The organism is Parageobacillus thermantarcticus, from assembly GCF_900111865.1.
Classification (GTDB): Bacteria; Bacillota; Bacilli; order Bacillales; family Anoxybacillaceae; genus Parageobacillus; species Parageobacillus thermantarcticus.
The window spans coordinates 1-25,539 of record NZ_FOJS01000040.1; the positions used below are offsets into that span (position 1 = coordinate 1).

General features: G+C 39.4%; 25 protein-coding genes and 4 pseudogenes. 5 read left to right on the plus strand and 24 right to left on the minus strand.

What is annotated here, in order from left to right; genetic code table 11:
• Positions 1-576: ATP-binding protein (locus BM278_RS14420; RefSeq protein ID WP_090950891.1), on the plus strand; the 576-nt coding region annotated here is incomplete at its 5' end.
• A gap of 169 nt (positions 577-745) precedes the next feature.
• Here the strand turns inward: BM278_RS14420 and BM278_RS14425 are convergent.
• The 5 genes from BM278_RS14425 to merA all read right to left on the minus strand — a co-directional run bounded on the left by BM278_RS14425 (position 746) and on the right by merA (position 7,119).
• The gene (locus BM278_RS14425; RefSeq protein ID WP_003250355.1) at positions 746-1,693 is read right to left on the minus strand and encodes a helix-turn-helix transcriptional regulator; all 948 of its coding nucleotides are present in this window, start codon (positions 1,691-1,693) and stop codon (positions 746-748) included.
• Positions 1,694-2,307: 614 nt separating this feature from the next.
• A complete protein-coding gene (locus BM278_RS14435; protein ID WP_013400795.1) occupies positions 2,308-2,874 on the minus strand; it encodes an LOG family protein in 567 nt (188 codons plus the stop codon).
• Between the two features lie 363 nt (positions 2,875-3,237).
• The gene (locus BM278_RS14440; RefSeq protein ID WP_090951042.1) at positions 3,238-4,104 is read right to left on the minus strand and encodes a Cof-type HAD-IIB family hydrolase; all 867 of its coding nucleotides are present in this window, start codon (positions 4,102-4,104) and stop codon (positions 3,238-3,240) included.
• Positions 4,076-4,876 carry a DeoR/GlpR family DNA-binding transcription regulator gene (locus tag BM278_RS14445; RefSeq protein ID WP_090951044.1) on the minus strand — a complete coding sequence of 267 codons (801 nt, stop codon included), beginning with the start codon at positions 4,874-4,876 and terminating at the stop codon, positions 4,076-4,078. The genes BM278_RS14440 and BM278_RS14445 overlap by 29 nt, the downstream gene beginning before the upstream one ends.
• A 608-nt stretch (positions 4,877-5,484) precedes the next feature.
• Complete coding sequence (merA, locus tag BM278_RS14450) at positions 5,485-7,119, minus strand: mercury(II) reductase (RefSeq protein ID WP_279625769.1); 1,635 nt, start codon at positions 7,117-7,119, stop codon at positions 5,485-5,487.
• A gap of 67 nt (positions 7,120-7,186) precedes the next feature.
• Between merA and BM278_RS14455 the strand changes: the two are divergent.
• Positions 7,187-7,417: pseudogene (locus BM278_RS14455) on the plus strand (2-thiouracil desulfurase family protein); the annotation flags it as partial.
• A 26-nt stretch (positions 7,418-7,443) separates the two neighbouring features.
• On the opposite strand, the gene BM278_RS14460 reads toward BM278_RS14455, so the two are convergent.
• The 10 genes and pseudogenes from BM278_RS14460 to BM278_RS14505 all read right to left on the minus strand — a co-directional run.
• Positions 7,444-7,734, minus strand: a complete 291-nt coding sequence (locus BM278_RS14460) for a hypothetical protein (protein ID WP_090951047.1) — start codon at positions 7,732-7,734, stop codon at positions 7,444-7,446.
• Between the two features lie 99 nt (positions 7,735-7,833).
• On the minus strand, positions 7,834-8,031 hold the full coding sequence (locus tag BM278_RS19700) for a DUF4083 family protein (protein ID WP_090951050.1): 198 nt from the start codon (positions 8,029-8,031) through the stop codon (positions 7,834-7,836).
• Between the two features lie 345 nt (positions 8,032-8,376).
• Positions 8,377-8,658 carry a hypothetical protein gene (locus tag BM278_RS14470; protein WP_090951053.1) on the minus strand — a complete coding sequence of 94 codons (282 nt, stop codon included), beginning with the start codon at positions 8,656-8,658 and terminating at the stop codon, positions 8,377-8,379.
• Positions 8,659-9,718: 1,060 nt separating this feature from the next.
• Positions 9,719-9,919, minus strand: a pseudogene (locus tag BM278_RS18405) (SDR family oxidoreductase); the annotation flags it as partial.
• Complete coding sequence (locus tag BM278_RS14480; RefSeq protein WP_090951059.1) at positions 9,897-10,265, minus strand: DUF3221 domain-containing protein; 369 nt, start codon at positions 10,263-10,265, stop codon at positions 9,897-9,899. The pseudogene BM278_RS18405 and the gene BM278_RS14480, both read right to left, overlap by 23 nt.
• Before the next feature lie 189 nt (positions 10,266-10,454).
• Positions 10,455-10,802, minus strand: coding sequence for a PQQ-dependent sugar dehydrogenase (locus tag BM278_RS14485; protein WP_244151186.1), 348 nt, complete (start codon positions 10,800-10,802; stop codon positions 10,455-10,457).
• The gene (locus BM278_RS18850) at positions 10,795-10,935 is read right to left on the minus strand and encodes a hypothetical protein (protein WP_167359647.1); all 141 of its coding nucleotides are present in this window, start codon (positions 10,933-10,935) and stop codon (positions 10,795-10,797) included. The genes BM278_RS14485 and BM278_RS18850 overlap by 8 nt, the downstream gene beginning before the upstream one ends.
• A 233-nt stretch (positions 10,936-11,168) precedes the next feature.
• Complete coding sequence (locus BM278_RS14495; RefSeq protein WP_090951065.1) at positions 11,169-11,903, minus strand: class I SAM-dependent methyltransferase; 735 nt, start codon at positions 11,901-11,903, stop codon at positions 11,169-11,171.
• 278 nt (positions 11,904-12,181) lie between these two features.
• Positions 12,182-13,006, minus strand: coding sequence for an ABC transporter ATP-binding protein (locus BM278_RS14500; RefSeq protein ID WP_090951068.1), 825 nt, complete (start codon positions 13,004-13,006; stop codon positions 12,182-12,184).
• Positions 13,007-13,140: 134 nt separating this feature from the next.
• Positions 13,141-13,413 (minus strand): annotated as a pseudogene (locus BM278_RS14505) (LysE/ArgO family amino acid transporter); the annotation flags it as partial.
• Between the two features lie 112 nt (positions 13,414-13,525).
• On the opposite strand from BM278_RS14505, the gene BM278_RS19770 reads away from it, so the two are divergent.
• Positions 13,526-13,669 carry a hypothetical protein gene (locus tag BM278_RS19770; protein ID WP_208601819.1) on the plus strand — a complete coding sequence of 48 codons (144 nt, stop codon included), beginning with the start codon at positions 13,526-13,528 and terminating at the stop codon, positions 13,667-13,669.
• A gap of 297 nt (positions 13,670-13,966) precedes the next feature.
• Here BM278_RS19770 and BM278_RS14510 read toward each other — a convergent pair whose 3' ends face one another.
• The 5 genes from BM278_RS14510 to BM278_RS14530 all read right to left on the minus strand — a co-directional run bounded on the left by BM278_RS14510 (position 13,967) and on the right by BM278_RS14530 (position 19,585).
• Positions 13,967-15,076 (minus strand): ABC transporter ATP-binding protein, encoded by a 1,110-nt coding sequence (locus BM278_RS14510; protein ID WP_090951073.1) that lies wholly within the window; start codon positions 15,074-15,076, stop codon positions 13,967-13,969.
• The gene (locus BM278_RS14515; protein ID WP_090951076.1) at positions 15,073-15,978 is read right to left on the minus strand and encodes a carbohydrate ABC transporter permease; all 906 of its coding nucleotides are present in this window, start codon (positions 15,976-15,978) and stop codon (positions 15,073-15,075) included. The genes BM278_RS14510 and BM278_RS14515 overlap by 4 nt, the downstream gene beginning before the upstream one ends.
• 20 nt (positions 15,979-15,998) lie before the next feature.
• Positions 15,999-16,895 (minus strand): carbohydrate ABC transporter permease, encoded by an 897-nt coding sequence (locus BM278_RS14520; RefSeq protein WP_090951081.1) that lies wholly within the window; start codon positions 16,893-16,895, stop codon positions 15,999-16,001.
• Between the two features lie 55 nt (positions 16,896-16,950).
• A complete protein-coding gene (locus BM278_RS14525; RefSeq protein WP_090951084.1) occupies positions 16,951-18,342 on the minus strand; it encodes a sugar ABC transporter substrate-binding protein in 1,392 nt (463 codons plus the stop codon).
• A 235-nt stretch (positions 18,343-18,577) separates the two neighbouring features.
• Positions 18,578-19,585: a LacI family DNA-binding transcriptional regulator gene (locus BM278_RS14530; protein WP_090951087.1), complete on the minus strand. Its 1,008-nt coding sequence runs from the start codon at positions 19,583-19,585 to the stop codon at positions 18,578-18,580.
• 215 nt (positions 19,586-19,800) lie between these two features.
• On the opposite strand from BM278_RS14530, the gene BM278_RS14535 reads away from it, so the two are divergent.
• Positions 19,801-21,384 (plus strand): multicopper oxidase family protein, encoded by a 1,584-nt coding sequence (locus BM278_RS14535; protein WP_090951092.1) that lies wholly within the window; start codon positions 19,801-19,803, stop codon positions 21,382-21,384.
• Between the two features lie 259 nt (positions 21,385-21,643).
• Here BM278_RS14535 and BM278_RS14540 read toward each other — a convergent pair whose 3' ends face one another.
• The 3 genes from BM278_RS14540 to BM278_RS14550 are packed head-to-tail and all read right to left on the minus strand — an operon-like array spanning position 21,644 to position 24,267.
• The gene (locus BM278_RS14540) at positions 21,644-22,213 is read right to left on the minus strand and encodes a TVP38/TMEM64 family protein (protein WP_090951096.1); all 570 of its coding nucleotides are present in this window, start codon (positions 22,211-22,213) and stop codon (positions 21,644-21,646) included.
• A gap of 9 nt (positions 22,214-22,222) precedes the next feature.
• The gene (locus BM278_RS14545; RefSeq protein WP_090951099.1) at positions 22,223-22,894 is read right to left on the minus strand and encodes a response regulator transcription factor; all 672 of its coding nucleotides are present in this window, start codon (positions 22,892-22,894) and stop codon (positions 22,223-22,225) included.
• 2 nt (positions 22,895-22,896) lie between these two features.
• Complete coding sequence (locus BM278_RS14550) at positions 22,897-24,267, minus strand: HAMP domain-containing sensor histidine kinase (protein ID WP_090951102.1); 1,371 nt, start codon at positions 24,265-24,267, stop codon at positions 22,897-22,899.
• Between the two features lie 429 nt (positions 24,268-24,696).
• Between BM278_RS14550 and BM278_RS14555 the strand changes: the two genes are divergently transcribed.
• On the plus strand, positions 24,697-25,299 hold the full coding sequence (locus BM278_RS14555) for a protoglobin domain-containing protein (protein ID WP_244151187.1): 603 nt from the start codon (positions 24,697-24,699) through the stop codon (positions 25,297-25,299).
• A gap of 120 nt (positions 25,300-25,419) precedes the next feature.
• On the opposite strand, the pseudogene BM278_RS18425 reads toward BM278_RS14555, so the two are convergent.
• A pseudogene (locus BM278_RS18425) lies at positions 25,420-25,539 on the minus strand (IS256 family transposase); the annotation flags it as partial.

Sequence of the window (25,539 nt, forward strand, 5' to 3'; positions counted from 1 at the left end):
AGAAGGATAAATTTACTACTAAAACAGGCGACATTGCCGAAAATTCCAAATAAACCTTATGATTGGCGGGAGATTCAACTAGCCCCAGGCATCACAAAAGATTATATTTTAGAAGGTGAGTTTACGAAAAATCAGGAAAACCTTATCTTCTATGGCGGAGTGGGAACCGGTAAAACATTCCTTTCCACTCTCATCGCCCTCAATTTGATGAAAAAACAAGGAAAAAGAGTGAAGTTCTATACGGCCGCCTCCAATGCTTTATTGGAGGCCAATGAAAAAGGTGACCTTGGTAAATTTCTCAATCAAATCGAAAAGTTGGATCTCTTGATTCTTGATGAATTGGGCTATATTCCATTGCATAAACAGGGGGCAGAGTTATTATTTCAAGTTATTTCCATGTGTTATGAAACCAAAAGCATCATTGTGACAACCAATTTACCTTTTAGCCAATGGAATAATGTCTTTGGCGATCCCATTTTAACAGAGGCCGTCATTGATCGGCTGATTCATCATTCTCATTTAATCATCTTCAATGGTGAAAGTCACCGATACAAAGACTCAATCTCTCAACGTTAACCATGGAATTTGGCAAGTGTATGTATGCATTTTTAATTGCCATTTCATACATTTTCTACTTGCCAAAAACAGGTATTCTCAAGATCATTTCGTTTTTTTATAATCCGGCTTTATATATCAGCAAAAAAATAAAAGCCAGAGATTTCACAAGAAACCTCTGGCTTTTACTTCATGTTTCATAAACCACTTGTCCAGTTTGTGATAAATCATAACCGCCTAATGCTTCCAAATCGCTTTTAAAGTCATCAGACCTTAAAATTTGCAGGACTTGGCTAATTAATTCTCTATTCTCATCGTTCTTTAAAATAACCAAATCATACTTTTCGTTCACTAACGGAATGAAATCCACATTTTTTACTAAGTTAGCGCCTCTTTCAATTCCTACTCCGACATCAGCCTCCCCCTTGGCAACAACACTTGCGACACTTACATGATTTGTCACCTCATGGTCATAACCATTAATTTCAGATACAGGTATGCGATGCTTTCGCAAACTTTCATCCAGTAACACCCGCGCCCCTGACCCTTTTTCGCGGTTGACGATTTTTATATCTTTTCTCCTTAAATCTTCCCAATGCTTAATATTCAATGGATTTCCTTTTTGGACATAAAAGCCTGCTTTTCTTGCTAATAAACGAATCACGATATATTGGAAATTCACTAGTATCTTACTGATATACGGAACGTTATATTCACCGGAAATTCCTTCGATTAAATGCGTGCTTACAATATCTGAATATCCCTGATACATCGAAATGAGACTTTCTAAGCTTCCGACATAAGAGCGCAGCGGCCGAAACCGTTTTGAGGATTTTTCTAAGTAGTTAGCCAAAATATCTAAACTTATATCTTGGCCGCTTATGATTAATTGTCTCACTTGCGGATACCCTCGTGCTTCACTCGTTGTTTCTTTATTTAATGGTTGTGAGGCGGTTGGCTGTAACTTTCCTTTTGCCCTTTTTATATATGCTTCAAGATCGGAAGGATCAATTCGCATTTGCCGTCCGACACGATAAGCAGGCAATAAACCTTTTTTTACTAAATCATATACGGTTAATTTTGAAACTTTTAATATGTTTGCAACTTCCTCGGTTGTATAAGAATGGCTTTTTTCCATACTACTTGCTCCTTTTATTTAGCAAAATTCATTATAAGTAATTATATTTCGATAATTCGATATGAAGATATCTTTGTATGAAACAGTTTCGATTTCATCTTATTATATCATGTTTTATTGGCTCATTGAGCCCAACATTTGTATATTGCTGCTTCAAAGCTTACAATCATTGAAATGGAAAACTCGAAACGAAAACGAACAATTCTCGCCTGCAAAACCGGAAACAGTGAATCAGCATTCATCCGGAGCAAGTTTTTTGGACGGATGAGAAACATCGGAGATTTCAGGAGTGGGCTTTGACTTGGATCAGCACGGCTGGCTTGTCCACATTTCAACATGGCAGCGTGCCAAATGCACTTTATTTGCAATATTCTTAACGAAGTTTATATGCAGCACCAACCAAGAAAATCTCTTTTTGTTGGTGCAGATTTTATAAAACGACAGAATTTTACCTGCAATGTGAATTTTTTTCAACGGTTGAGGCACCTTTACCATACAGGAAATCCGCATTTTCTATACTGTCTTATCATAAAAACATGCGGCCAAGTACATTTTGTGGCGAAGCGCCAAATGTTCATCACCACAAGATGTACTTGATTTTTAAAGTTGAGGCATCATGTCCATTTATTTACAACCTTAGGTTTAAAATTCTCCATCAATTGATAAAGAGTAACCACATTGTCAGCACTTATAACTAATTTTAGATTTTCAGGCTTGGCAAAACCTTTATCGACAGTATGTTCTAACATTTTTATGAGAGGATCGAAAAAGCCGTTGACATTAAGTAGACCAATTGGCTTATTATGTATACCTATTTGCAGCCAAGACAGCACTTCAAAAAGTTCTTCATACGTGCCATAGCCTCCTGGCATGACAATAAATCCATCGGCTAACTCATACATTTTCGCTTTGCGTGTATGCATTGTATCTACAATAAAGAGTTCACTGATATTGTCATGTGCCAGTTCCTTGTCTTTTAAAAACTTGGGGATGATCCCAATAACACGGCCTTTATGGCTTAAGACGGCATTGGCGATTTCCCCCATTAACCCCGCCTTCCCTCCTCCGTAAATCAGGGATATTTTTTTACTGGCAAGGAACTTTCCAAGCTCTCTGGCTGCTTGCCTATACTCCATGTCGTTCCCATAGTTTGAACCGCAAAATACACAAATGGATTTCATCTTTCTCCCCTTCCCCGTTGATTATTATTCCAATTACTTACAGGAACACTCTACATATTAAGCGGTATTGGAGAGTAAGTCAAGACTTTATGGAAATTAGAGCTTTCATTTCAAAAAGTCAATGATTAGTTTTGCGGACCTGTCAAACAAGAGCTTCCCGGCTTGCTTTCCTCATTCTCCGGATTCTTTAGTATGGTCTTCTTGATTTCACTTTTATTCAATTGTTCCATTGTCTCTATCGCGAAGCAAAGGAGCCGGACAAGCAAAACAGGAAGCTCTTCTGGAAAATATTTCTCGAGTCTGATTTATTATTTCTTTTAACAACTTATTTTCATTAGCCTCACATGTCCGCTACATTGACATTTATTTTTTCAATAAACGATTAATGACATAGGCAACTCCATGTTCGTCGTTCGTTAATGTCACTTCATTTGCAATGTTTTTGATTTCTTCACATGCATTCCCCATGGCGATTCCTTTACCTGCAATAGAGATCATCGAATAATCATTCATGCTATCCCCGATCGCAATGGTCTGGCTAAGAGGGATGCCCAGTTCTTTTGCAAGTATTTTTAATGCATTCCCTTTTGAAGCCTCGATGTGCTCTAATTCAAAGTTGTAATTTGCAGATGTTACGAGCGTTAAGTCATTACAATCCTTGAATCTTTTCCATCCTTTATTAAGCTTTTCTTTATCAAAAGAGAAAACAAGGATGTTGTAAATGTTAATGGAAGGTTTTAATAGCTCTTTATACGAAGAAATGAAGACAAAGCCAGATTGGCTATATTGCTTCAAAGCAGCATATTTCAGCTCTTCGATGTTTAGTTCTGGGTTTGCGCTTATTAGACGATCCATCTCAATGGTTAAAAGCTCTCTCCCATTTTGAGGAGTGAAGATGGCAGAATCGCTAAACACTTCATAGTAATATTTTTCTTGTTCTAGCCATTGAAGGATTTCAATCGCCTTATCTTTATCCAACGGAGTGGAAAGAAACAGCTGTCCATTCGGTTTATGGATGGTAGCTCCGTTTGCACCTATAATCCATGTTTTAATCCCTGTATGTTTAAATATTTCCTGAACATCAAAATGAGCTCTCCCTGTCGCTACCACAATCTCTATTCCGTTCTTTTGCGCTTCCTTAATCGCTTGTATATTTTCTCTACTAATTTCATTATGCTTGTTTAGCAAAGTGCCGTCTAAATCAATCGCAATTAACATTTTCAAATTCATCTTCCTCCCCGTCATCATCTGCGACCAGTAGGTCAACAGAATGTTTTTTTAACAGTTCCCTAAAAGGCTTCGGTGGTGTTTTATCTGTGATTAAAAGGTCAATATCACTCAAATCAGCAAAACGGTAAAAGTCTGTAATCCCTAATTTGGAATGATCCGCCAGAATGATGACCTGCTTTGCTTGTTGCAATATTTTGCGTTTGACCACTCCGTCTTCCTCATGCGCAACCGTAAGCCCGTTCTCTGAAATACCGACTACCCCTAAAAATGCTTTATCAACATAATAATTAGATAATCGTTCAATGACAGATTCTCCATATAGAAAACGATGCTCTTTTTCGAGTTCCCCACCAAGCAAATGAATGCGAATTCCCTGTTTGGATGATAAAATATCTGCTTGGTTAATGGAGTTCGTAATAACCGTGCAACGTTGATCCCCAAGATATTCCGCACATGCTTGGACAGTAGTGGAGGCATCCAAGATAATCCTGTCACCACTATTAATTAAAGAAGCTGCTTTTTTTCCGATAATTTTTTTCTCATGGGGAACCGTTTGCAGGCGATGATAATAGCCTTTAATCTCATTGTGGACAGGTGGTAAAATCGCGCCTCCGCGCGTACGGATAATCAGCTTTTGTTCTTCGAGTTTAACAAGATCGCGCCGGGCCGTATCTCTGGAAACATTGTATAATGAGCAAATTTGCTCAACGGTTATTCGCTTATTTTTCTTTAAAAAGTCGAGAATTAAGAGCAAACGCTCATCTTGATACATCTCCCCACCTTCTTTCATAAGTGATTATAAGTAAAAAAATTATAAAAACGCAAGTTATTTTAAGTATTTATAAGTCATTTTATTCATTATTAATGATTGGTATGAGTTTATCAAAAGTTATAACAGAAAACATATCGGATGTCAGAAAATCTTCCATCCCTTCATATGCTGGAAGCTTTCCGTGAATTTCAGCGATGGTCATCATCACCACTTAAAGTTTCTATACTACAAAAATGATCTAAATATTTTGATAAAATATGTCAAAAAATTACTTTATATTGGTCATCCTTTTCATTAGATTTTCATGTCCCATGATGTGATGGATTTGAGAGGTTTCAATTTGAATGGCTGTATGATACGGCCACTAAAGTGGAGAAAGCAGACTTGTAACATACCGATTTAAGGGGATAAAAAGGACAGAAGTGAGCTGTTCTTTCAGTCGATTTTGTCGACAAGCTGATGAGGGGGCCCAAAAGGTCGTTAAACCGACCTTTTGAGACAGTCTCTTTCTTTCATATAAAATACAATGTTAGTGTACTTGTAATTTCTTTTCCCATCAGCCAGACGATCCAACTAAACCCGAAAAAGCAACGATTTTACCCAAAAATTTAACCAGCACAACAAGATAGTTTTTTCACATCTTTATCAAACGTTAAAGCAACCAATTTCAATCCTTCTGCCATCGTTAAATATGGGGCAAGGCATTCCCGCAAATCTTCAACCGTCAGGCCAAATTTGACGGCTAATGCGGCTGCATAAATGACATCGCCGGCATTTTCGGCAACAAGATGAACGCCTAGCACTTTGAATGTTTTTGCATCAGCAACAAGCTTAAATACACCTGTCGTTTCACGGTTCACAAGCGCCTTCGGAACGGCATCAAGCGGTAAAACAGAAGTTCTCACCTCGTATCCTCTTTCTTTAGCCTGTTTCTCCGTCAATCCTACCGTAGCAATCGCTGGATTCGTAAATGTAACGGCTGGAACAATGTCCAAATTTACTTTTTTCTCTAAACCACCGATGGCATTGTCGGCGGCAATTCCACCTTGGTATGCAGCAACATAAACAAATTGCGGTCCCATTGTTACATCTCCGGCGGCATAAATTCTCGGATTGGTAGTTCGTAAATAGTCATCCACGATCACTTCACCGCGAGAACCGACTTCTACGTTTGCGGCTTGAAGGTTTAGCGCTTCCGTATTTGGCTTGCGTCCCGTAGCTACAAGCAACTGCTCCGCTTCAATGATTTTCTTTTCACCATGAACAGTAACATGAATTTGTATTATATCCCCATTTTGTTCTACACGTTCAAATGCCGCGCCGGCAATGACGTGGATGCCTTGTTCTGTTAATGCTTTTTCTACCGCTTCTGAAATTTCCGGATCATATTCTTTAAGAATTTTTGGACTGCGCTGCATCAGCGTTACTTCCACTCCTAAATGGTGAAAGAGCTGGCCCAACTCCAAGCCGATGTATCCTGAACCAATAACCGCAAGACGTTTTGGCAGTTCTTTCAGCTCTAACAACGAAGTGCTTGTTAAATAATTAACATCTTTTAATCCCGGAATATCAGGGATCAATGGGGAAGCTCCTGTCGCAATTAAAAAGCGTTTCGCTGTTATTTTGTTACCGTTTACCTCTACGGTTTTTTCATTGACAAATTTTGCTTCCCCTTGTATGAGTTCAAACCCATATTCATCAATTAAATCAACATACTTTTGCTGGCGCAATTCTTTCACCAGTTCATCTTTTTGTTCCATTAGCTTTTTCCAATCTACCGGACCAGCTGAAGTATTTAACCCAAGAAATGGATTGTTTTTGGCGAAATAATAGATTTCAGCGGAACGTAGCAGCGTTTTTGATGGGATGCATCCAACGTTCACGCAAGTCCCGCCGATCGTGCCACGCTCAATCATCGCCACTTTGGCCCCATATTCCACCGCTTTAATCGCGGCAGAAAAAGCTGCTCCTCCTGAACCAATAATAATAAAGTCATAATCATCATTGCCTTCATCTTGCGGATGAATCGCTTCCGCTTCGCCCGCCTTATAATGGGCTTTATTCACCGCTTCTTTGACTTTTTCGATCCCTATATGTTCTGGCAATTCAAAAACAGCTTCTCCACTGCGAAAATTTACATCCACATCTTTCGCTCCTATGCTGTTTAGAGCTGTTTCCACATGTCTTTCACATGCAATACATGTCATACCTTCCACTTGTAAACGATATTTACGAGCTGACAAATGAAACACCCCCTTATTGCTTAATGCCATCTTAATTTTAAATTTTAAGACGGTATTTTTTAAAGTTTTTGCAAGTCTTGAAAAGGCAAAAGAGATCAATGCGACTTATGTCGTTTTAAAGGAAAACAGCCCTTCTTGCGGAAGTACCATGATTTATAATGGTGAATTCAATGGCACAAAAATGGCTGGAAATGGGGTAGCAGCTGCCTTGCTGAGAAGACATGGGTTCAAAGTAATTTCTGAAGAACAATTCTTCGAGATATTAGAAGAATTTGAGAATAAAAAAGATGATTGTTAAGAAGTGGTTCAACGGATTCCTGCAAATTAAGGCATAGACTTCGTAATGGCTTCTATCACTAACGCAAGAACAGCTAAGATAACAGTCATTGCTGTTGAACTAAAGACCGTCTTTCTGCTAACGATGCTGAACTTTCCATCTTCAACAAATTTACTATATATAAAATAAAGCAGTATGCCTAAGACGATGGAACTTATCCAAATCATTAAACCCGCTTTCGTCGCTAAGTGCCGCCAATCAAAAATCCACAAGTATGCAATACCAAGTTGAACGATAAGTAAGAGTGCAGTCATAAGTGCTATCATGTATTTAAACATATGCATCTCCCCAAATCATGTCGTTTTACGAAAAATATTGAATGCTTTGTTGAGTTAACCTGTTGTTCTGCGGCACCCCATTCCATTCTAAAAAATGAGTTATTCTTTGTTCTGTTTCTCCAACAGTTCAATGATTCGATCCAACTTTTTTTCAATTCGCTCTACATTGCTTGCTGCGCTTTTTCTCGCGACCAATGATTGGACCCGCAAAAAACACCGCACTTGCAAAAGCAATGAGAAAAGCCAACATGAACAGTTGAAAAACGATTGATCCCCAATCCATCTCAGCATCATCATAGAAAAAGCAATGGCTAATAACTAGGTCAAGTCCAAATTATTGTGTAAAATTCCGTTGCCAGTACAATAGACTTGGATTACGGGAAAATAAAATCCTTTTTACCGTTTTGTTTTTACACAATTTCGCGGACTTGATCTTTAATCGCCTCACTCTTTTAAGTATTGTTAAGGGAAAATTCAAAATTAAACCAATAATATACCCACAAAACATATACCACGATTGTCACTACATTTAGCCACATTGCCAACTCTTTGGGTAATAACATTAGCGGAACTTATAATTGCACATCCCATTTACGAGAGGAGTATGCCTAAAATATTGGATAGCTAATAGCTGTGATATAACTAAAATCCGTTTCCCCGAAAAAGAAATCCCATAAGCTCAATACCAATTAGATATAATGAACCAATAATAATAACAACAGTTAGTGCAGCATTTTTCAATTTCCCCTTTGGGCTCAATAACGCTAACACAAAAGATACGATAATTCCTAAATTCATGATTATTCTAATTATTGGTGCTGGAATAATTAATCCTAAAAACACCGCTATAAAAAATGACATAAAGAAAAAGAGCAATGCTACGATAATTACGGTTAAAGATAATTTGGGCATAATGGTTTGCAAAAAATCCCCTCCCGTACAATATAATGTTTTTTTCAGGCAACTGAATTTCTTACATAAAAAAGAATGTTTTAGAATTACAATTTCCCATTTCTTCAGTTAATTTTCATACATTATGTATTATATGTCATTGTATTGTGATTGTAAACATAAAAGTAAAAAAATTCCAAATAATCCAATTGACGATTGTTAATTAACTTATTTTTTCATAAAATGTATTTTAAATCAAAAAAAACGATTATTTTAAACATTTACGTCAAAGGGAGTGGTTAAAATCAGAAAGATAAGTTGGATAGTCATCAGTTTATGCTGCTGTGCGGTTACTATCTTATATTGGATCATTGGTATGGTGGAACTACATGATCATCCTGATGTATACAAATCTATTTTAATGGTGTTAATCCTTATTACATTAGGCATCGCCATAACGAGCATATGTAAGACGAAAGGCGATTTAAAATGAGCTGCTTTATCCGTTGTTGGCTTTCACTTATTACTATTCGTGATTGGAATTGGCTGGACAATCGGGTTGGATCAAGATAAACTTAATCCTTGGGTATTCTTTCCATCATATTATGCTGCATTAGTGGTAGCGCTCTATTTTTACATTAAATCCATTCGCCTTTTAAAGTCTTATTACAAACTTTTCCCTATTTGCATGTTACTTGCATCCATAGTCCCTACTTTATATGTAATATTGATAAATGGATTGTGGGGTAAATCCACAATTTAAGAACAAACTTCATGAAGAGCAACTTTCTCTTATAAAAAATAAAAAACAAGAAAAGCGGAATGCCTATTTACATAAACAATAGACACTCCGCTTTTTTGCTTCTTATCCACGAATGGGAAATCAAATCAACCTCGCCATCTAATGTTTCAAAAATGTACCGAAAACACAGTCTTCGGATGGAAAAGAAGTAGCTGTTTTACAAATTTAACTAGAATTCCATATCTTACATCAATTGAATTGGTTTTAAAACAGTACAATCAAGGTTCATCTCATTCACCTCGAAATGTCGCAGATTTCGAATTGATTATAGTTTACATAATAATTTTTCGGTTAAGATAAAAGTCCGCCGTCATCAACGGAAAGGGTAGCACCAGTAATAAATGAAGCTTCATCCGATGCCAAAAATAAAACAGTATTCGCCGCTTCATCCGGAGCCAATTCCACCAAAAGCATTTTCTTTGGAGTAATTGGCCATTTTCTTGCGTCTTGCTTCCAGCCATCAATAATTTTACCCGGTGCTATCGCATGAACATGGTTCAATCTTTAAAACTATGACTTTGCCCGGGTACGATTCTAAAATTTCTGAATACCATACTTTTACCTTTTGTCCATTTTCTATTCCCTTTAAAGTGCCGAATCCCTTTATCCATAACTTGCTCATCCTATATTTTCCTCTTAATTCATGTATTGTTAACTTATCTGCGTCTTTTTGAACAAAACTTGGGTCTTCAACTAAATATACTTCCCCTTCTTTCATAATGATAAAACCTTCCAAAGTAGCTTCTTGATAGAGAGATTGGTTAGTTTGATATTCATTAAAGAAAAATAATAATACTATAAAACTTAGAATAATACTCACTAAAATATATCTTTCCATCCACTTATCCCCTGACTTTTTTATGTGGTGAATTTTGCTAATAAACTAGGAAATCCAAATATAATCAAAGCTTGAGAAAAGAATTGCTACAGCAATGGACAAACCACCATCAAACAAAGAAACAGCAAGAAAGTATGCCCGTGCTTCAATACCAAACCAACCTATAGTGAACAAAAATATAAAATTGCATCAAAACGCTTTCGGAATTGCAATTTTGATGAACTTATCATCATGATTGGCTGGAACCCCTCTTCCATCCGTGTTGTTTGTGATAAAAAACAAATGATTTTTTAAGATGAATACATCTCGCACGCGCCCTACGTTGGAAACGATTTGTTTATATGTTTTATTTTTTAAATCAAACGCCAAAACACCTTCTCCCCGCAGCTGTGCAGCATACAAAATCCCATTATGATAGGCAATTCCAGATGGCGCCCAAGTATGATCACCCGAATGGAACAATGGAGCGATCATCCCGCCTCTCGTTTCATCTCCTTGAATAAACGGCCAGCCATAGTTTCCTTTCGGTTTAATCAAATTGATTTATTTCCATATTGCTGTTGTAATTTGTTTGTTGTTCATTTTTAGGGCTGTTTTCTTTTCGTTTTTCCATTGAACAGCCGATTAAAAGAAAAATGATGACGATCATGATGAGAGAATATTTTTTCATCCATTTCCCCCCCCGATATCATAGCTGGTAAAGTAATCAATCCTCCACCACCCGCTAATGTTCCTATAAAGGAAGATATAATTGCTATCCCTATTAGAGTGAAAAACAGCGTGTCCAATATAATCCCCTCATCTCAAACTGTTTTTGTTTCCTACAAAATCGCTTATATGTCCTCCGCCAACACCGTGAACGCTATCATCTCAAAATACAAAGATTTCACGAAAGCCGTTTTTTCAACGGTCAACAAACCTTTTGCTATTTTTATTCATAATTTTCAGCATAGTATTGGTGTTTTTTTGAAATTCATAAGGAACTTTTATCTCTTCTGCCATCCACCCTAAATGGCGTATATCACTGATTAGTTCATCCAGGTATTTATATCTCCCGCAAGCAAAGTTAGTTGTAGGAAAAATCCTTATTTCATCTTTGGTTACACGCATAAGCTCTTTTATAGTCTGCAAATGAAATTCATAGTCCAGTTTATCTTCATAAAGAAATAGAAAATTTGCGGAAAGTGTCAAGTCAAACTGCTTATCAGCAAACGGTAAAGTTGGTAAAACAGCAGGAATATAACGATTGTGATTCCGTTTCATGTCCGAGATGCATTGATTTAACGCTTGTGTTCTTATTTGTTTTAACTCGTCGACTGATTTAAAATAATCCCACAAAAAATTTTTCTGAATATCAGCCTTTTCCATGTTAGACATAGTGGTTTCAATATCTTGCAAACCTTTTTGTTCTAACTGTTCAATAGGAAGATAATAAGCAATATCACATGCTGTAACGTCCATTCCGAATTGGTTGGCTGTTGCCGTAAAAGAACATGCCCCAGCAGGACAATCAAGAATCTTGCGTCCCGCTAATTCTTCTTTAGTAAGGTTAAACATTCGCATGTATTCATCCCAAATTCTGCCGATAAATACAATGCGATTCAAATCCCATTTGTTAACTGGCTCCGCTTTACTCATCTCCACTCACCTTTCTTAACTAATCCTAATCTAAACTAAGTTTTATGAGTTAGATTATACCAAACACAAATAATTAGGAATATATAAAATTATCGGAAATTTATGCTCGCTTTTTCGACTAAAAGCTCTCTCCGTTCATCACTTCTTTATCGTATTTGGAAAATGATACACGATTTGATTCGTGCAAATCAATGAAGCAGCCTGAGTTTTGTCATTCATATAGACTCAAGCTGCTTTTTCCAAAAGCGGGCGTGATGGTAAAATAAATAAACCGGCTATTATTTTGATTCCGCCTTCGCCAATGTTGCCGAGCCGATGTTTTTATGTATAGAAGCCCATGGTCGATTATTTTCCCAATGAACTTTTACTGGCAATTGGAACGTCTCCGATAACCGTTCCTCTGTCAACACATCCTCTTTTCGTCCTGCGGCTACGATTTGCCCTTCTTTTAACAACAATACGTGCGTCATCTCCTCGATAATTTCTCCAATGTAATGTGTGACATATAGTACGTGACATTGTTGGTGTAGAATAATTTCTTTCATTAGTGATAAAATATCTTCCCTTGCTAAAAGGTCTAATCCTATAGACGGTTCATCCAATATCAGCAATTCCGGTTCTGCCATTAACGCTCTTCCAATCAGCACTTTTCTTCTTTCTCCTTGCGATAGTGTGTCATACGTTTTTCCTTTCAAGTGGTCGATTCGCAAAAATGTCATTAGCTGTTCAGCCCGTTCACGGTCCTCATTGGTCACATTTTCGTATAACCCTATCGTGGCAAATTTGCCGCTTATCACAATATCTTCTACTGTTTCTGATCTTAAAGTTTGATGAAAACGGTCAAGAGCACTGCTAACAAATCCGATTTGCTTCCGAAGCTCCGGCAAATTTGCCTGTCCGAATTTCTTTCCTAACACAGAAACTTCGCCTTTTGTCGGATATTGATAGCCTGTGACGATGTTTAATATGGACGTTTTCCCTGAACCGTTCAAACCTAATATGACCCATTGTTCTTTTTCTTTTACTTCCCAATTTATATCTTTTAAAATCACCCGATTCCCTCTTATTAAAGATACGTTTTTCATGCTTATGATATGTTTCATTTCGCACTGCACCTCTATTTCAAGAATATTATAACAAATTAATTATACTAAATTTTCGTATATTTGTGCTTCCTATTAACGAAATGAACCCCCGTCCTAAACATTTCCATACCATATCCCCGAAAACTTTGCTTTTATTTTACCAGTGTCAATCCAATATAAATCGCTGCTCCCCACATCACTAGTGCAGAAATTTTGTTAAGAACCATCATCAAACGTCCAGATTTATCCATTTTTCCTGTTATTCGTCCTGCTACCGCTAGTCCCGTGAACCAGATCCAAGAAACTAGAATAGAAGCAAGTGCAAAGGCGACTTTTTCTGCGCCATTGTATTGCAGTGAACTAGTTCCGATCACCCCTACTGTGTCCATGATCGCATGAGGATTCAGCAGCGAGACCGATGCTGAATGAATACAATTATACTCACATATCCATTGCTGTCTCCAACCAATTGGATGGATTTTAAACCAACCAAATTATATAATCAAAACATATGATGCAAAAGGGAGGGAGTCTTTCATGGCCGAATTGGATTGGAAGCCTGACAAATCGTCGTCAACTCCCCTCTATATCCAGATCAAAGAATATATAAAAGAAAAGATTGAAACAATTGAGCCCATGTTTACGCATCGGCTGGGTAGTCGGACCGAAGCCTGTCATTGAACGATTGGCGGATATTAAAATGCAAACCGAATTCCGATGTGTTTAACCCACGTTGATGCTTCTCCTGGACAGATCCGAGCGGATGAAAAAGACATTAAATGATCAAAAATAATGCTTACGTTCCTTTAGTGAAAAGCCGGTATAGTTGAGAAGCTTAAACTAACTTTCCCCATTAGCCCTTCCCTACACCAAAACAGCCTAATTTTCGAAAACAGCAAAAACGGCCTTTCTCGTTGGAAAACGTCCGAGAAAAGACCGTCCAACCGCGGTAACCTTTCCTTCTTCGCCATTATATTTTCATCCAACCATTTCCTCTGTTTGTGATTCCTTCATTATCTCCTTTCGCAAACTTTTTCCCGTCCGCACATCAAATAAATGAAGAGAAGAAAGATGGAAGGAAACCGTTATTTCGCTTTCATATTCAATGGCAGCAGTTGGTTCGGCGAAAAGGCGAAGCTGTTCGTCGCCGATGTTTACACGGATGATTTGCGCATGGCCTACCGGCTCGATCATCTGCACGATTCCTTTAGCGCGAATATCGCCGCCTTTTCCCAATTTCACCTCATGCGGCCGGATTCCGACGTATACGTCAAGTTCCCCTTGCGCTGTGTTCCACTGTTCGTTGTTTAGCTCTGCGGACTGGTTCAGAAAATGAAGATGATTTCCAATCAGTTTTCCACGGAAAACATTCATCGGAGGTGTTCCGATAAACTGAGCGACAAAAAAGTCACTCGGTCGGTGATATAGATCCATCGGCGTTCCATATTGGATTATTTTACCATCCTTCATAACAGCGATCCGGTCTGCCAGCATCATTGCTTCTTCTTGGTCGTGGGTGACTAAAATCGTCGTGATGCCCAATTCTTTATGAAGGCGGGAAAGTTCCTCTCTCATTTCGATTTTTAATCTAGCGTCAAGGTTGGACATTGGTTCGTCCAGCAACAATACTTTCGGTTTTTTCACAATCGCGCGCGCCAAGGCGACGCGTTGCTGCTGGCCGCCGGAGAGTTCATCCGGCTTTCTGTCCAATACATGCCCGAGCCGCACCATTTCCGCCGCTTGTTTTGCCCGTTCCATCCGTTCTTTTTTCGGAACTTTTTGCTGCTTAAGCGGGAAGGCGATGTTTTCTAATACGGTCATATGTGGATATAAGGCGTAGCTTTGAAAGACCATGCCGATGTTTCTGTCCTTCGGCTCCCAATCGTTAACAAGCTGGCCGTCAAAGCGGATTTCCCCGCTGTCTGGTTTATAAATTCCCGCGATCATCAGCATCGTCGTCGACTTTCCACAGCCGCTCGGTCCAAGAAGAGCGACAAATTCCCCGTCTTCCACCGTTAAGTTCATGCGATCGATTGCATTTGTTTTTTTATTAAACGATTTGCATAAATTTTTCAATTCGATTTTCATACTCCTTTACCTCCTCCCGCGCTCACTTCCATTAACGATTTTTGCGTGAAAATAAAGAACAAGATCACAGGCAGCATATAAAACAGCGATACCGCGCTCAACAAGCCGTAGTCCACCAAATTCGGATCGCTGATTAGTTTTTGCAAATACGAAGCGAGCGTGATGTTGTCATCGCTGACAATAAACATATAAAGCAACAAAAACTCCGACCAGCCGGATAAAAACGAGAAAATGCTGACAGCGGCGATTCCCGGCTTAATCATCGGTAGCACAATGGTCAGCCATACTTTCAAACGGCTGCATCCGTCTATTAATCCAGCCCATTCCACATCCCACGGCACATTGTCAAAAAAACCTTTGACAATCCAAGCCGTCATTGGAATTTGCAGCGCAGTTTTGACAAGTAGCACGCCGAACAGTGTGTCAAACAATCCTAAAAAATTTAAAATATAGTATACGGCAATCAGCAGGGCGACACTTGGAAAAGCGTGCAAAATCAGCGTCGTTTTCATCAGCATCTGCCGCCCCGGAAATTCGATGCGGGATAACGCGTATCCCGCCATGACCCCGATCAACACTTCTAACATCGTCAGCGTGATCGAAAATAAAAAGGAATTCCATGTCGCCGTCCAAATGCTCGGAAGCGTCGTGCCCCCGTGTTCGACATTCGTCCATAAAAATTTCCAGTTTTCCAAAGTGAAACTAACCGGAATAAAGCCGTATTTCATTTGTTTTGCGAAAGAACTTAGCAACAGCCATATATACATCAAAATAATCGGCATTGTCGTAATTCCAAGCACACCATAGGCGATGAAAAACGGAAGGCGCTTTTTCCATTTCGAAACAGGCCGCCGTGTCAGCGAAGCAGTCACGGCAGCTTCAGGACGCACCCACTGTTCCACCGTCCATCTCCACCCCTTTCTTACTCGATTTTCGAAGATCGCATCATTTTTTGCATACCGAACCACTTCCACATCATAAACGAAAAAATCAAAGCGATGATGACAAGAACGAGGGAGATCGCCGATCCATAGCCGAATTCGAAATTCTGGAACGCTTTATGGAAAGAATATAAAGCGAGTACTTCGCTTTCAAACAAAGGTCCGCCATTGGTAAGTAAGAAAATATATTCGTACGAAGTAATAAGAGACAAAAATTGCCAAATCGTCACAAACATCAACGGCCAGCGGACGGCAGGAATAATGATGTCTTTGATGATCGACCATTGCGACGCCCCGTCTACACTAGCGGCATAAAACAAATCTTTTGGAATCGACTTAATCGCCGACGAAAAAATAATCATTCCGAACGATGCGCCGATGATTCCGTTTGCTAAAATGATAGCGGTCATTGGGTGTTCATGAAGCCATGCCACCGGTTCCATATGGAAGAGCGCCCGCAAGCTGTTTAGCACTCCATATTCGCTTGGGTCGAAAAACCATAACCAAAGCAGGACGTACACAACCGGCGGCGACATTCTCGGCAGCATCCAAATCGTCCGGAAAACTAAACTTACCGGCTCTTTTTGAATATAATAGGTGGTTAAAATGCCTAAAACGAAGCCAAAACATACGTTGATAAGCAAAGTGAAGCCGACATACAGCGCAGTGTTTTTCATGATTTTAAAGAGGTTCGGGTCTTCCAACATTTTTTGAAAATTTGCCAATCCCGCAAATTCCCACCGCATAGCCGAATCCATGTTCGTAAACGCCAATATGACAATTAAAACAACGGGAAGAAAAAAGAAAAGAAAGATAAGCGCCACAAACGGACCAAGCATAATCATCGGCAACTTCCATTTTTTTAACGCCGATCCCATGTTTTCCACTCCCCTTGAAAAGATGGATACCTGGCAGGATGCGCCAGGTATCGTTTTACTCAACAATTTTTAATTGATCGCCAAGATCGTTCTTCAGCTGTGTTTCTAAATCTTGCAACGCTTGTTCCGGCGTTTTCTTGCCAAGTTCTACGGCTTGGATTGCGTTAAATATCGCTTTCGAATATTGCGGGAATCCATTGTGGTTCGGCAAGAACGTCGTATAATTGGTCATATACGCTACGCTGTTTAGCGTTTGATTTGCTTTGAACGTCGGATCATCAAGCACGTTTTTCGTCACAGGTAGATGGAACGTTTCTACATCATGCTTCGCCTGTAAAGCCGGATCCGCTACAAGTTCCAACAGACGTTTGACAAGCTCTGGATGTTTTGTTTGCGCGGAAACCGTGTATACAAATGGGTGTGAAAGCGTAATCGGCTTTCCGCCTTTTTCCGCCGCTGGGATGAGCATCATGCCAAGATGTTCGTTCACCCATTTTTCATCGACTTTGCCGAGTTTTTCATGGAAATTGTCCTGACCCCAGTTAAATACGTTCCAAATGCCGCCGTAATAGAACAAGGCTTTGCCGTTGACGACGGTTTTATGGATATTGCTCCATTCCATCTGCGTCAAGTTTTTCGGAATTAATTTTTTCTGCGCGATTTCATCATAATAGTCGAGCTGTTTTTTCACCGCCGTTTTATCCAAGACAATTTTGTTTTCTTTCGGATCGTACAAGGTGCCGCCGAAATTATATACCATCACATGGAAATCGGGACCTTCCACCGGGCGATGGATGATGCCGTATGGCACCAAGCCTTTTTTCACCGCTTCTTCCGCTACTTTCGTCATGTCTTCTAACGTAAATTCCCCATTTTTCACTTTTTCCGGAAGGGAATTGATTTCTTCTTCGCTCCAGCCAAGCTTTCTCAGCACGTCTTTATTGTAGAAAACCGGACGCGCTTCCGTATCTTGCAAAGCGCCCCAAATATGTCCTTTATACGTTGCCGCTTCCCATAGAGGCGGAAAAACATCTGTGTACGCCTTCGATTGTTTCAATTCATCCAATGGAAGGATGTAGTTGCCGTCGGCCAGCCAGCCGATATTTTCATGTCCCGTCGTATAAATATCAGGCGCTTTTTTCGAACGGAACGCGAGCATAAATTGTTTCGCGTATTCGTCGGTGCTGCCGTCAAATGAACTCGTTTCCACTTTGACTTGGATGTCTTTTCCTTGTTCTTTCAGCTCCTGATTCAGTTTTTCGGCTGCTTTTTTCAAGTTTTCGACACGAGTTACTTCCGCACCGATTGTCTGCGCTTTAATCGTTACGATTTTCCCGTTCCCTTCGCTTTCAGACGATGAATCGCTCTTTCCGCAGCCGGAAAGAACCCCCATAGCCATCAACAATGCAGATAGTAGGATAGCAATTCGTTTTCTCATTTTTTTCATTTTCTTACACCTCACTCCTTAAATTTTTTATTTTTAACAAGGAGAAGGAAAAGAAAATGATCAAATGAGTGAACGAAAAGTGAACGAAATGGGAACGTTCCCACGTGGGATAAAAGGGATATTCATGTGGGCAAACTCCCACACAATGCCTATGACTGAAAAAAGAAACAACCGAGAAAAGGAATATATGTGAAGATTTGTCATCAAGCGGATATGGTTGGATGAACAAGCGGTTTTAACACTTAGCAGTTGATTCGCGAACGACCAAAGTTGGCTCATATTCTATTTTGACTTTCTGGACATCTTCTTTTTTGATCAATCGGTCTAACCAAGAGACCGCGTCTTCTCCCATTTTCGTCTGATCAATATGAACGGTCGTTAAGGAAGGATGGAATACGCTCGAATAATCAATATCGTCAAAACCGGCGACAGCGATATCGTCGGGGATGCTGATTCCTTTTTCCAACAGAAATTTCATCGCGCCCATCGCCAGCATATCGTTCGTAGCGAATAGCGCTGTCGGTTTTCTCGATCGAAAGTAATTCCAAATGTTCGATAGGCCTTTATATCCATCAGCGAAAGTGGAACTAGAGGAAACGTGAACATCCTCTTCTGCCATCTCTCCGCCAAGTTCCCTTATGCGCCGGCGGAATCCTTCCAAACGCAGGCGATGATTTTCCTGTGAACCGCTAATCACGAAAACTCGTCGATGACCAAGCTGATACAAATGTTCGGCGATGTATGTCCCGCCTTTAAAGTCATGATGGACAAGCTGAACTACATTTTCTTTTTCAACGGACGTATTGACGGTCACGTAAGGAATATGAAATTGGTCAATATAATCGGCGACTTCCTGACGAAGTCCGCTTATGAGAATAAACCCGTCTACCCGCTTTTCTACCATGTAATCGACAGATTTTAACGATTTTCCTTCATCTGTGGCAACAAATACGGAATAGTTGAGGTTTTTCGCTTTGTGGAGAATGGCATCAATCATTTTGCCATAAAACGGATGTGAAGCGATAGAAGCATGTGGATGATATACGACCACGCCGATATTGTTCGTACGCTGCGAAACCATCGCCCTTGCTAAGGCATTTGGTTTGTACTGCAGTTCTTTCATAGCTTTGAATACTTTTTCGCGTGCCTCTTGACTGGCAAACCCTTTTCCGGAGATGACACGCGAGACCGTCGACTTTGAAACACCAGCCCGCAAAGCGATGTCTTTAATGGTGTAGCTCACCAAAGCTAACCCCCGTATCGTTCTGGTTCTTTTCAAAGCCGCTCTTCTGACATTAATGTTATAGTTATGTTTATTTATTTGTCAAACATTTTTCGCTGAATTTGACTGAATCATGTCTCTTTAAATTAACTTTGTGTATTCCTCCATAAATTTTGCACATTTATTTTTTATGATGATATTAGTAAATCACACGTTTGTCTGATGGAGGGAAACATATGAAAAAATTATTGATTGGAACGATTGTAGCGGGAGTCGTTGCCATCGGCGCGGCCTGTTCCAATAATGACTCGCCGCATAGTTCGATGCAGGGGCATGATACAAACATGAATATGCAGGAGGAAAACACGGCCAAAAACTCCAGTGGGCAACTTCCTTTGGCAACCGACACAAAAGTTTTAACTGGTAAAGAGATTCATCTCACCGCTAAGGAAGCATTGTTACAAATAAATAATAAAGTAAAACTTCCAGTCTACACGTACAATGGCTCAGTGCCTGGACCACAAATCCGTGTGAAACAAGGGGACACTGTTAAAATCCATTTGAAAAACGAATTGCCGGAACCGATTACGATTCATTGGCACGGCTATCCTGTTCCAAATAGCCAAGATGGAGTTCCTGGTGTCACGATGAACGCGATTAAACCGGGCGAAACCTTTACGTACGAATTTACTGCAACCGTACCAGGAACGTATTGGTATCATTCCCATCAAGAAAGCGCTAAACAAGTGGATAAGGGGTTATACGGTACATTAATTGTAGAACCTAAGAATGAGGAAAAAGTAGATCGAGATTATACACTTGTGTTAGATGAGTGGATGAGCAATCCGGATGAAGGAAATATGGATATGAGCGGAATGGATCATAGCAGTATGGAACATGGAAATGGTTCCGATCACCAACATATGAACATGAGCGGCATGAGTCATGATATGAGCATGTATGACATTTTCACCATTAACGGGAAAAGCGGTTCCGCTGTAAAACCTTTAAAAGTGAAGAAAGGCGAAAAAGTGCGAATTCGCCTTGTCAACGCAGGATATATGTCCCATCAACTTCACCTGCATGGCCACGAGTTTAAAATTGTCGCAACGGACGGACAGCCGTTAAACGATCCGCAGCCGATCAAAGACGAACTTTTGAATATCGCTCCGGGAGAACGTTACGATATTGAATTTACCGCGAATAATCCAGGCGAATGGTTATTAGAGTGCCATGGCGATATGAAAGGTGCCGATGGCATGAAAGTGAAAATCCAATACGAAGGCGAAAAAGGCAGCGCTGATAAAGCGAACGCGACAGAAGATTTGCCTGTCGTTGACATGACAAGCTATGGAAAACAAAAGCTAGGTGAATTTACGCTAGATCAAAAATACGATGTAGAATACACGATGAATTTAGGGACAGCCATGGGTAAAAATGGCATGATCTACACGATTAATGGAAAAACGTACCCTGAAACAGCACCTATCAATGTGAAGAAAGGCGATCTTATAAAAGTAAAACTAGTGAACGATTCACCGACAGATTTACACCCTATGCATTTACACGGACACTTTTTCCAAGTATTAAGCAAAAACGGCAAGCCAATTACAGGTTCTCCATTAATTAAGGATACTTTGAACTTAAAACCGGGTGAAGAATATGTCGTTGCATTTAAAGCCGATAATCCGGGAAATTGGATGTTCCATTGCCATGACTTGCACCACGCCTCAGCTGGAATGGTCACAGAAGTAAAATATAAAGATTACAAATCGGACTATACACCAAACCCGAATGACACAACTAACAAACCTGAATAAACGGTGATTAAGGTGATAAAAAGAGGCTGACTTAAAAGGTCGCTGAATCGAGCCTTTTGAAGACAGCCTCTTTATTTTTGAATCCTCCATCCTTGTGTACAATGCATCATTGATTCTTTCATTTTCCGACTTTAAAACCAATAAGTGATGGTATCTAATATGCCAAGTAAAATCATCAACATTCCAGCTGCTTTCTGAACGTAATTGCCTGCCTGTCTACCTTTTTTCATGATCAAGGCAATATTTTTTCAACCATTTCCTAATTTTTGTTAATTTGAGCGTTTTTTCGATTGATTTTCTTCCAAGTAAAAAGAAATAAAAAAACAGACAAAAATGTTAATATTACTTTCCCTTGCCATGTCCAATTCATTAATTGATAAACCGAATAGGCTTCTAAAAGTAATGCAGGTATTTTCCCTATTGAGCTAGCAATCATAAAGATAAGCAAAGATGTTTTTCCGATCGCCGCAACAAAGGTCACTACTCCTGACGGAACAAAAGGGAAAAGGCGCAAAGATAGAACAAGAAAAAAGGCTTCTAAACCTTTTGCTTCAAGCAAACGCCTGACTTTCGGATGTGAAAGCATCTTCGTTTCAGAAAGCTTCCTAAATCCTTTACGATATAAGACAAAAGCGACAATGGCTCCTATTGCTTCCCCTGCAAAAGATAAAAAGGTGCCTTTCCAAAACCCAAACACCGCCAAATTGGCAGCTGTTAGAAAAACGCTTGGTACAAGTCCTAAAATACTGATCATAATATTTATCACGATGCTGATGAGATAAGCAGCATTTTCATATGTGTTAAGCAATGTAATGATTTGCTCTTTCATCTTCTTACCTTATGCCTCCCATTTATACCCTACCCCCCAAACGGTTTGCAGAAATTGATCGATCGGAAATCCAGCTTGTCTCAGCTTTTCCCTAATATTTTTTACATGAGAGTCTATGGTGCGCTCTTCTGTATTTGCATTATAGCCCCATAAGGATACGATGATTTGTTCTCTGCTAAACACTCTGTTTGGATGCTTCAAAAACAGCCCTAATATGGCAAACTCTTTCGGTGTTAAGAAAATCGGTTCGTTTTGATAACAGACTTTATGTTCATCTTCATCCCACACTAATCCTTGAAATTCTACTTTCGAACGTTTTCCAACAGAACGGCGCAGCACCGCCTCGATGCGGGCAAGGAGTTCGGCTTCGTCGAACGGTTTTGTGATGTAATCATCTGCCCCAATATGAAGTCCTTTGACGATATCTATCGTCTGATCTCTTGCGGTCACCATGATGATGGGGATGTCGGAAAACTCTCTAATTCGTTTGCAAGTTTCCCAACCATCCATTTCCGGCATCATAATATCGAGCAAGACTAAATCCACTTTGTGATTTTCTAAGTACTGTATCGCTGCTAGACCGGACTCACACTTTATGCAATGATATCCCTTTGGAGAAAGATAAAGTTCAAGTAAATCTAACATTCGTTTTTCATCATCAACAAGCAAGATCGTGTACATGCTTACCCCTCCGGCAATGTAATGATCATATTTGTTCCTTTTCCATATTCACTTGCGGCGTAAATCGAGCCTCCGTGCGCTTCGACAATTTCCTTGACGATCGCCAGCCCCAGCCCTGTACCGCCACTCATTCTTGATCTTGATTTATCCACTCGATAGAACCGTTCAAAAATATGCGGCAGATCTTCTTTTGGGATTCCTGTTCCTTCGTCTGAAACAATAATCACAATGTGGTGTTTCTCTTTCCTTACATCAATAGAGACAGTAGAACCTGGATCGGAATATTTTAAAGCATTATCCAGCAAATTCATCATCACTTGTTCAAAACGTTTTTGGTCGATATAGACGAAGATGTTTTTTTCACATTGATATACAAGAGAAATTTTTTTCGCTTGAAACGCAGGATGCATTTTGTCATGCAATTTTTTCAAAAAAGAGCATAAGTTTGTCCGTTCTTTATGGATTTGAAACGAATGTTGGTCCATCTTCGCTAATTCAAAAAGATCCTTCACCAGCTTTTGCATATGCTCCGCTTCTTCGTAGATAATGGCCAAATATCGATTTCTCTCCTCTTCCGCCATATTTGGTCTTCTGGCGATGTCGGCATATCCTTTTACATAAGTGAGTGGGGTGCGAAGCTCATGAGAAATGCTGGCGAGAAATTCGTTTCTTTCTTTTTTTAAGTATTCTAAATCCCTCGCCAATGTTTGAATGGCTTTCCCTAATTCCGCTAATTCGTCCTCCCCTTTTACTTGCAAACGAACAGAAAAATCCCCTTTGCTTAATTTTTCGGTCGCCTGTTTCATGCGAATAAGCGGAATGGTAATGACTCTTGATAAGAAAGCAATCGTAATAATTGTTAAAAATACCGAAAGAATTCCAACCATCATAAAATGATGCTTTAACTTATAAATCATGTTTTGAATGGAAGCAGTATTTTGAAACATATAGACATACCCTTTGATCTTGCCGTCAATCCGAATCGGGCTTACCGTTGAAATATGCGACTCTTTTTGCCAATTTTTTTGCACGATCATTCCGCCATAGGGAATGTTTTTATTTGCTTTTTTTATTACTCTTTTAGCAAATGGCAAAATATGATCTGAAAAATACAATATCTTCCCCTTGTCATTTGTAATCACGACGTCCGTCTCCGCTTCAGATTCCATCATCGTGACATGTTCTAATGTGGAAGGATCATAATTTTTTTCTAGCACATCGCGGTGGCTGTTTCCTCTTGCTAACAGTTGCTCAAATTCCTCATTGATTCGAGAATGAACTAAAGTAATATATAATGACGCAAATAACACCGTCTCTATTCCTAATACGAATACAAAAAATAATAGTCCTAATTTAAACGAAATTTTTCCCATTTTTGTTCCTTCCCTCATTCATCATTCACGTTCATTTCCAACAGTTTTGGGCACTTTTTGGCATGTTGGTATTAAAAGTTGAAATGATAAATGTAATTCTCTTGTTCGGACGGTCAACTCCTATTATTATGGAAAATCTCACTCCGAGTCTAGCCAATCTAGGTCTCCAAAAAAACAAGACCGTTTTCTGGCCACTCTCTTTTTACATGCAATCCCTTTGGATAATTTGTAAACTTTATTCTATAAACCAAATTTGCAGAATTAATGGATTTATACCGAATTACGAAGATCGACAATTCAGAATGTCACGAATGAATATTTGCTTATCTAAATTTAGGATTAATTTCTCATTCTACTTTTTTGCTATCTTCGGTAAGATGAAATCATTGTAATATTATGAAGAATATGAAGAAAAAGGAGAGACTTCTGATGAGTTTTCCTCTTTGGATAAAAAAAGAAAACGATTCTTCTCATAAAGCAGCGCTTGAACTGCCAAGCGAACGAAAGCCTGTCCGGACAAAAGATGCTACTGTTAATACGCAATTGGAAATGATTGAACTGACGCATCGCGATTTAGCCATATTGACACAGTTAAAACCGTGGGTGGAAGAAAAAATTGATTGGATCGTCAGTCGCTTTTACGAGACGTTAGAGAAAGAACCATCTTTATTTGAAATTATTCATCGGCACAGTTCGGTTGAACGTCTAAAAAAGACGCTTACTACGCATGTAATTGAAATGTTTGAAGGACGTATCGATGAAGCATTCATTGAAAAACGCACGCGCATTGCGGTCACACATTTAAAGATTGGACTGTTGCCAAAATGGTATATGTGCGCATTTCAGCAGCTTCAGCTGTCGATTATCGAAGCAATCGTGCCGCATTGGATTTTTTCATTCGCTTTTTCATATTGTTCTAAAACAAGTTGTTGTTCAAAGTTTAAGATTTTTGTTATTGTTTTTACTGATTCAATTAATAATGAAGGGTCGTCCAGGTACCGTCAAGAATTTTGTGTAATGAAAGATAGATAGGGTATCTCTGAATGGATTTAGAATGGATAAGGAGTCGGTTTCCTCCGCACAGGAGACAGAATATTCTGTCTCCTGTGCGGAAAGGGAGAATCCCCTTACTTTGTTATTTACAGTATTTGGTTAATTGTAACGTTCTTCAAACATTCGCTGGAGGGCTTCCTGCGCTTCGGCAAATCCTCGCAGCTTTCGCTCTGCCCATTTCTCATTAAAGTCTTGGATCGTCAAATACACGATTTTTTC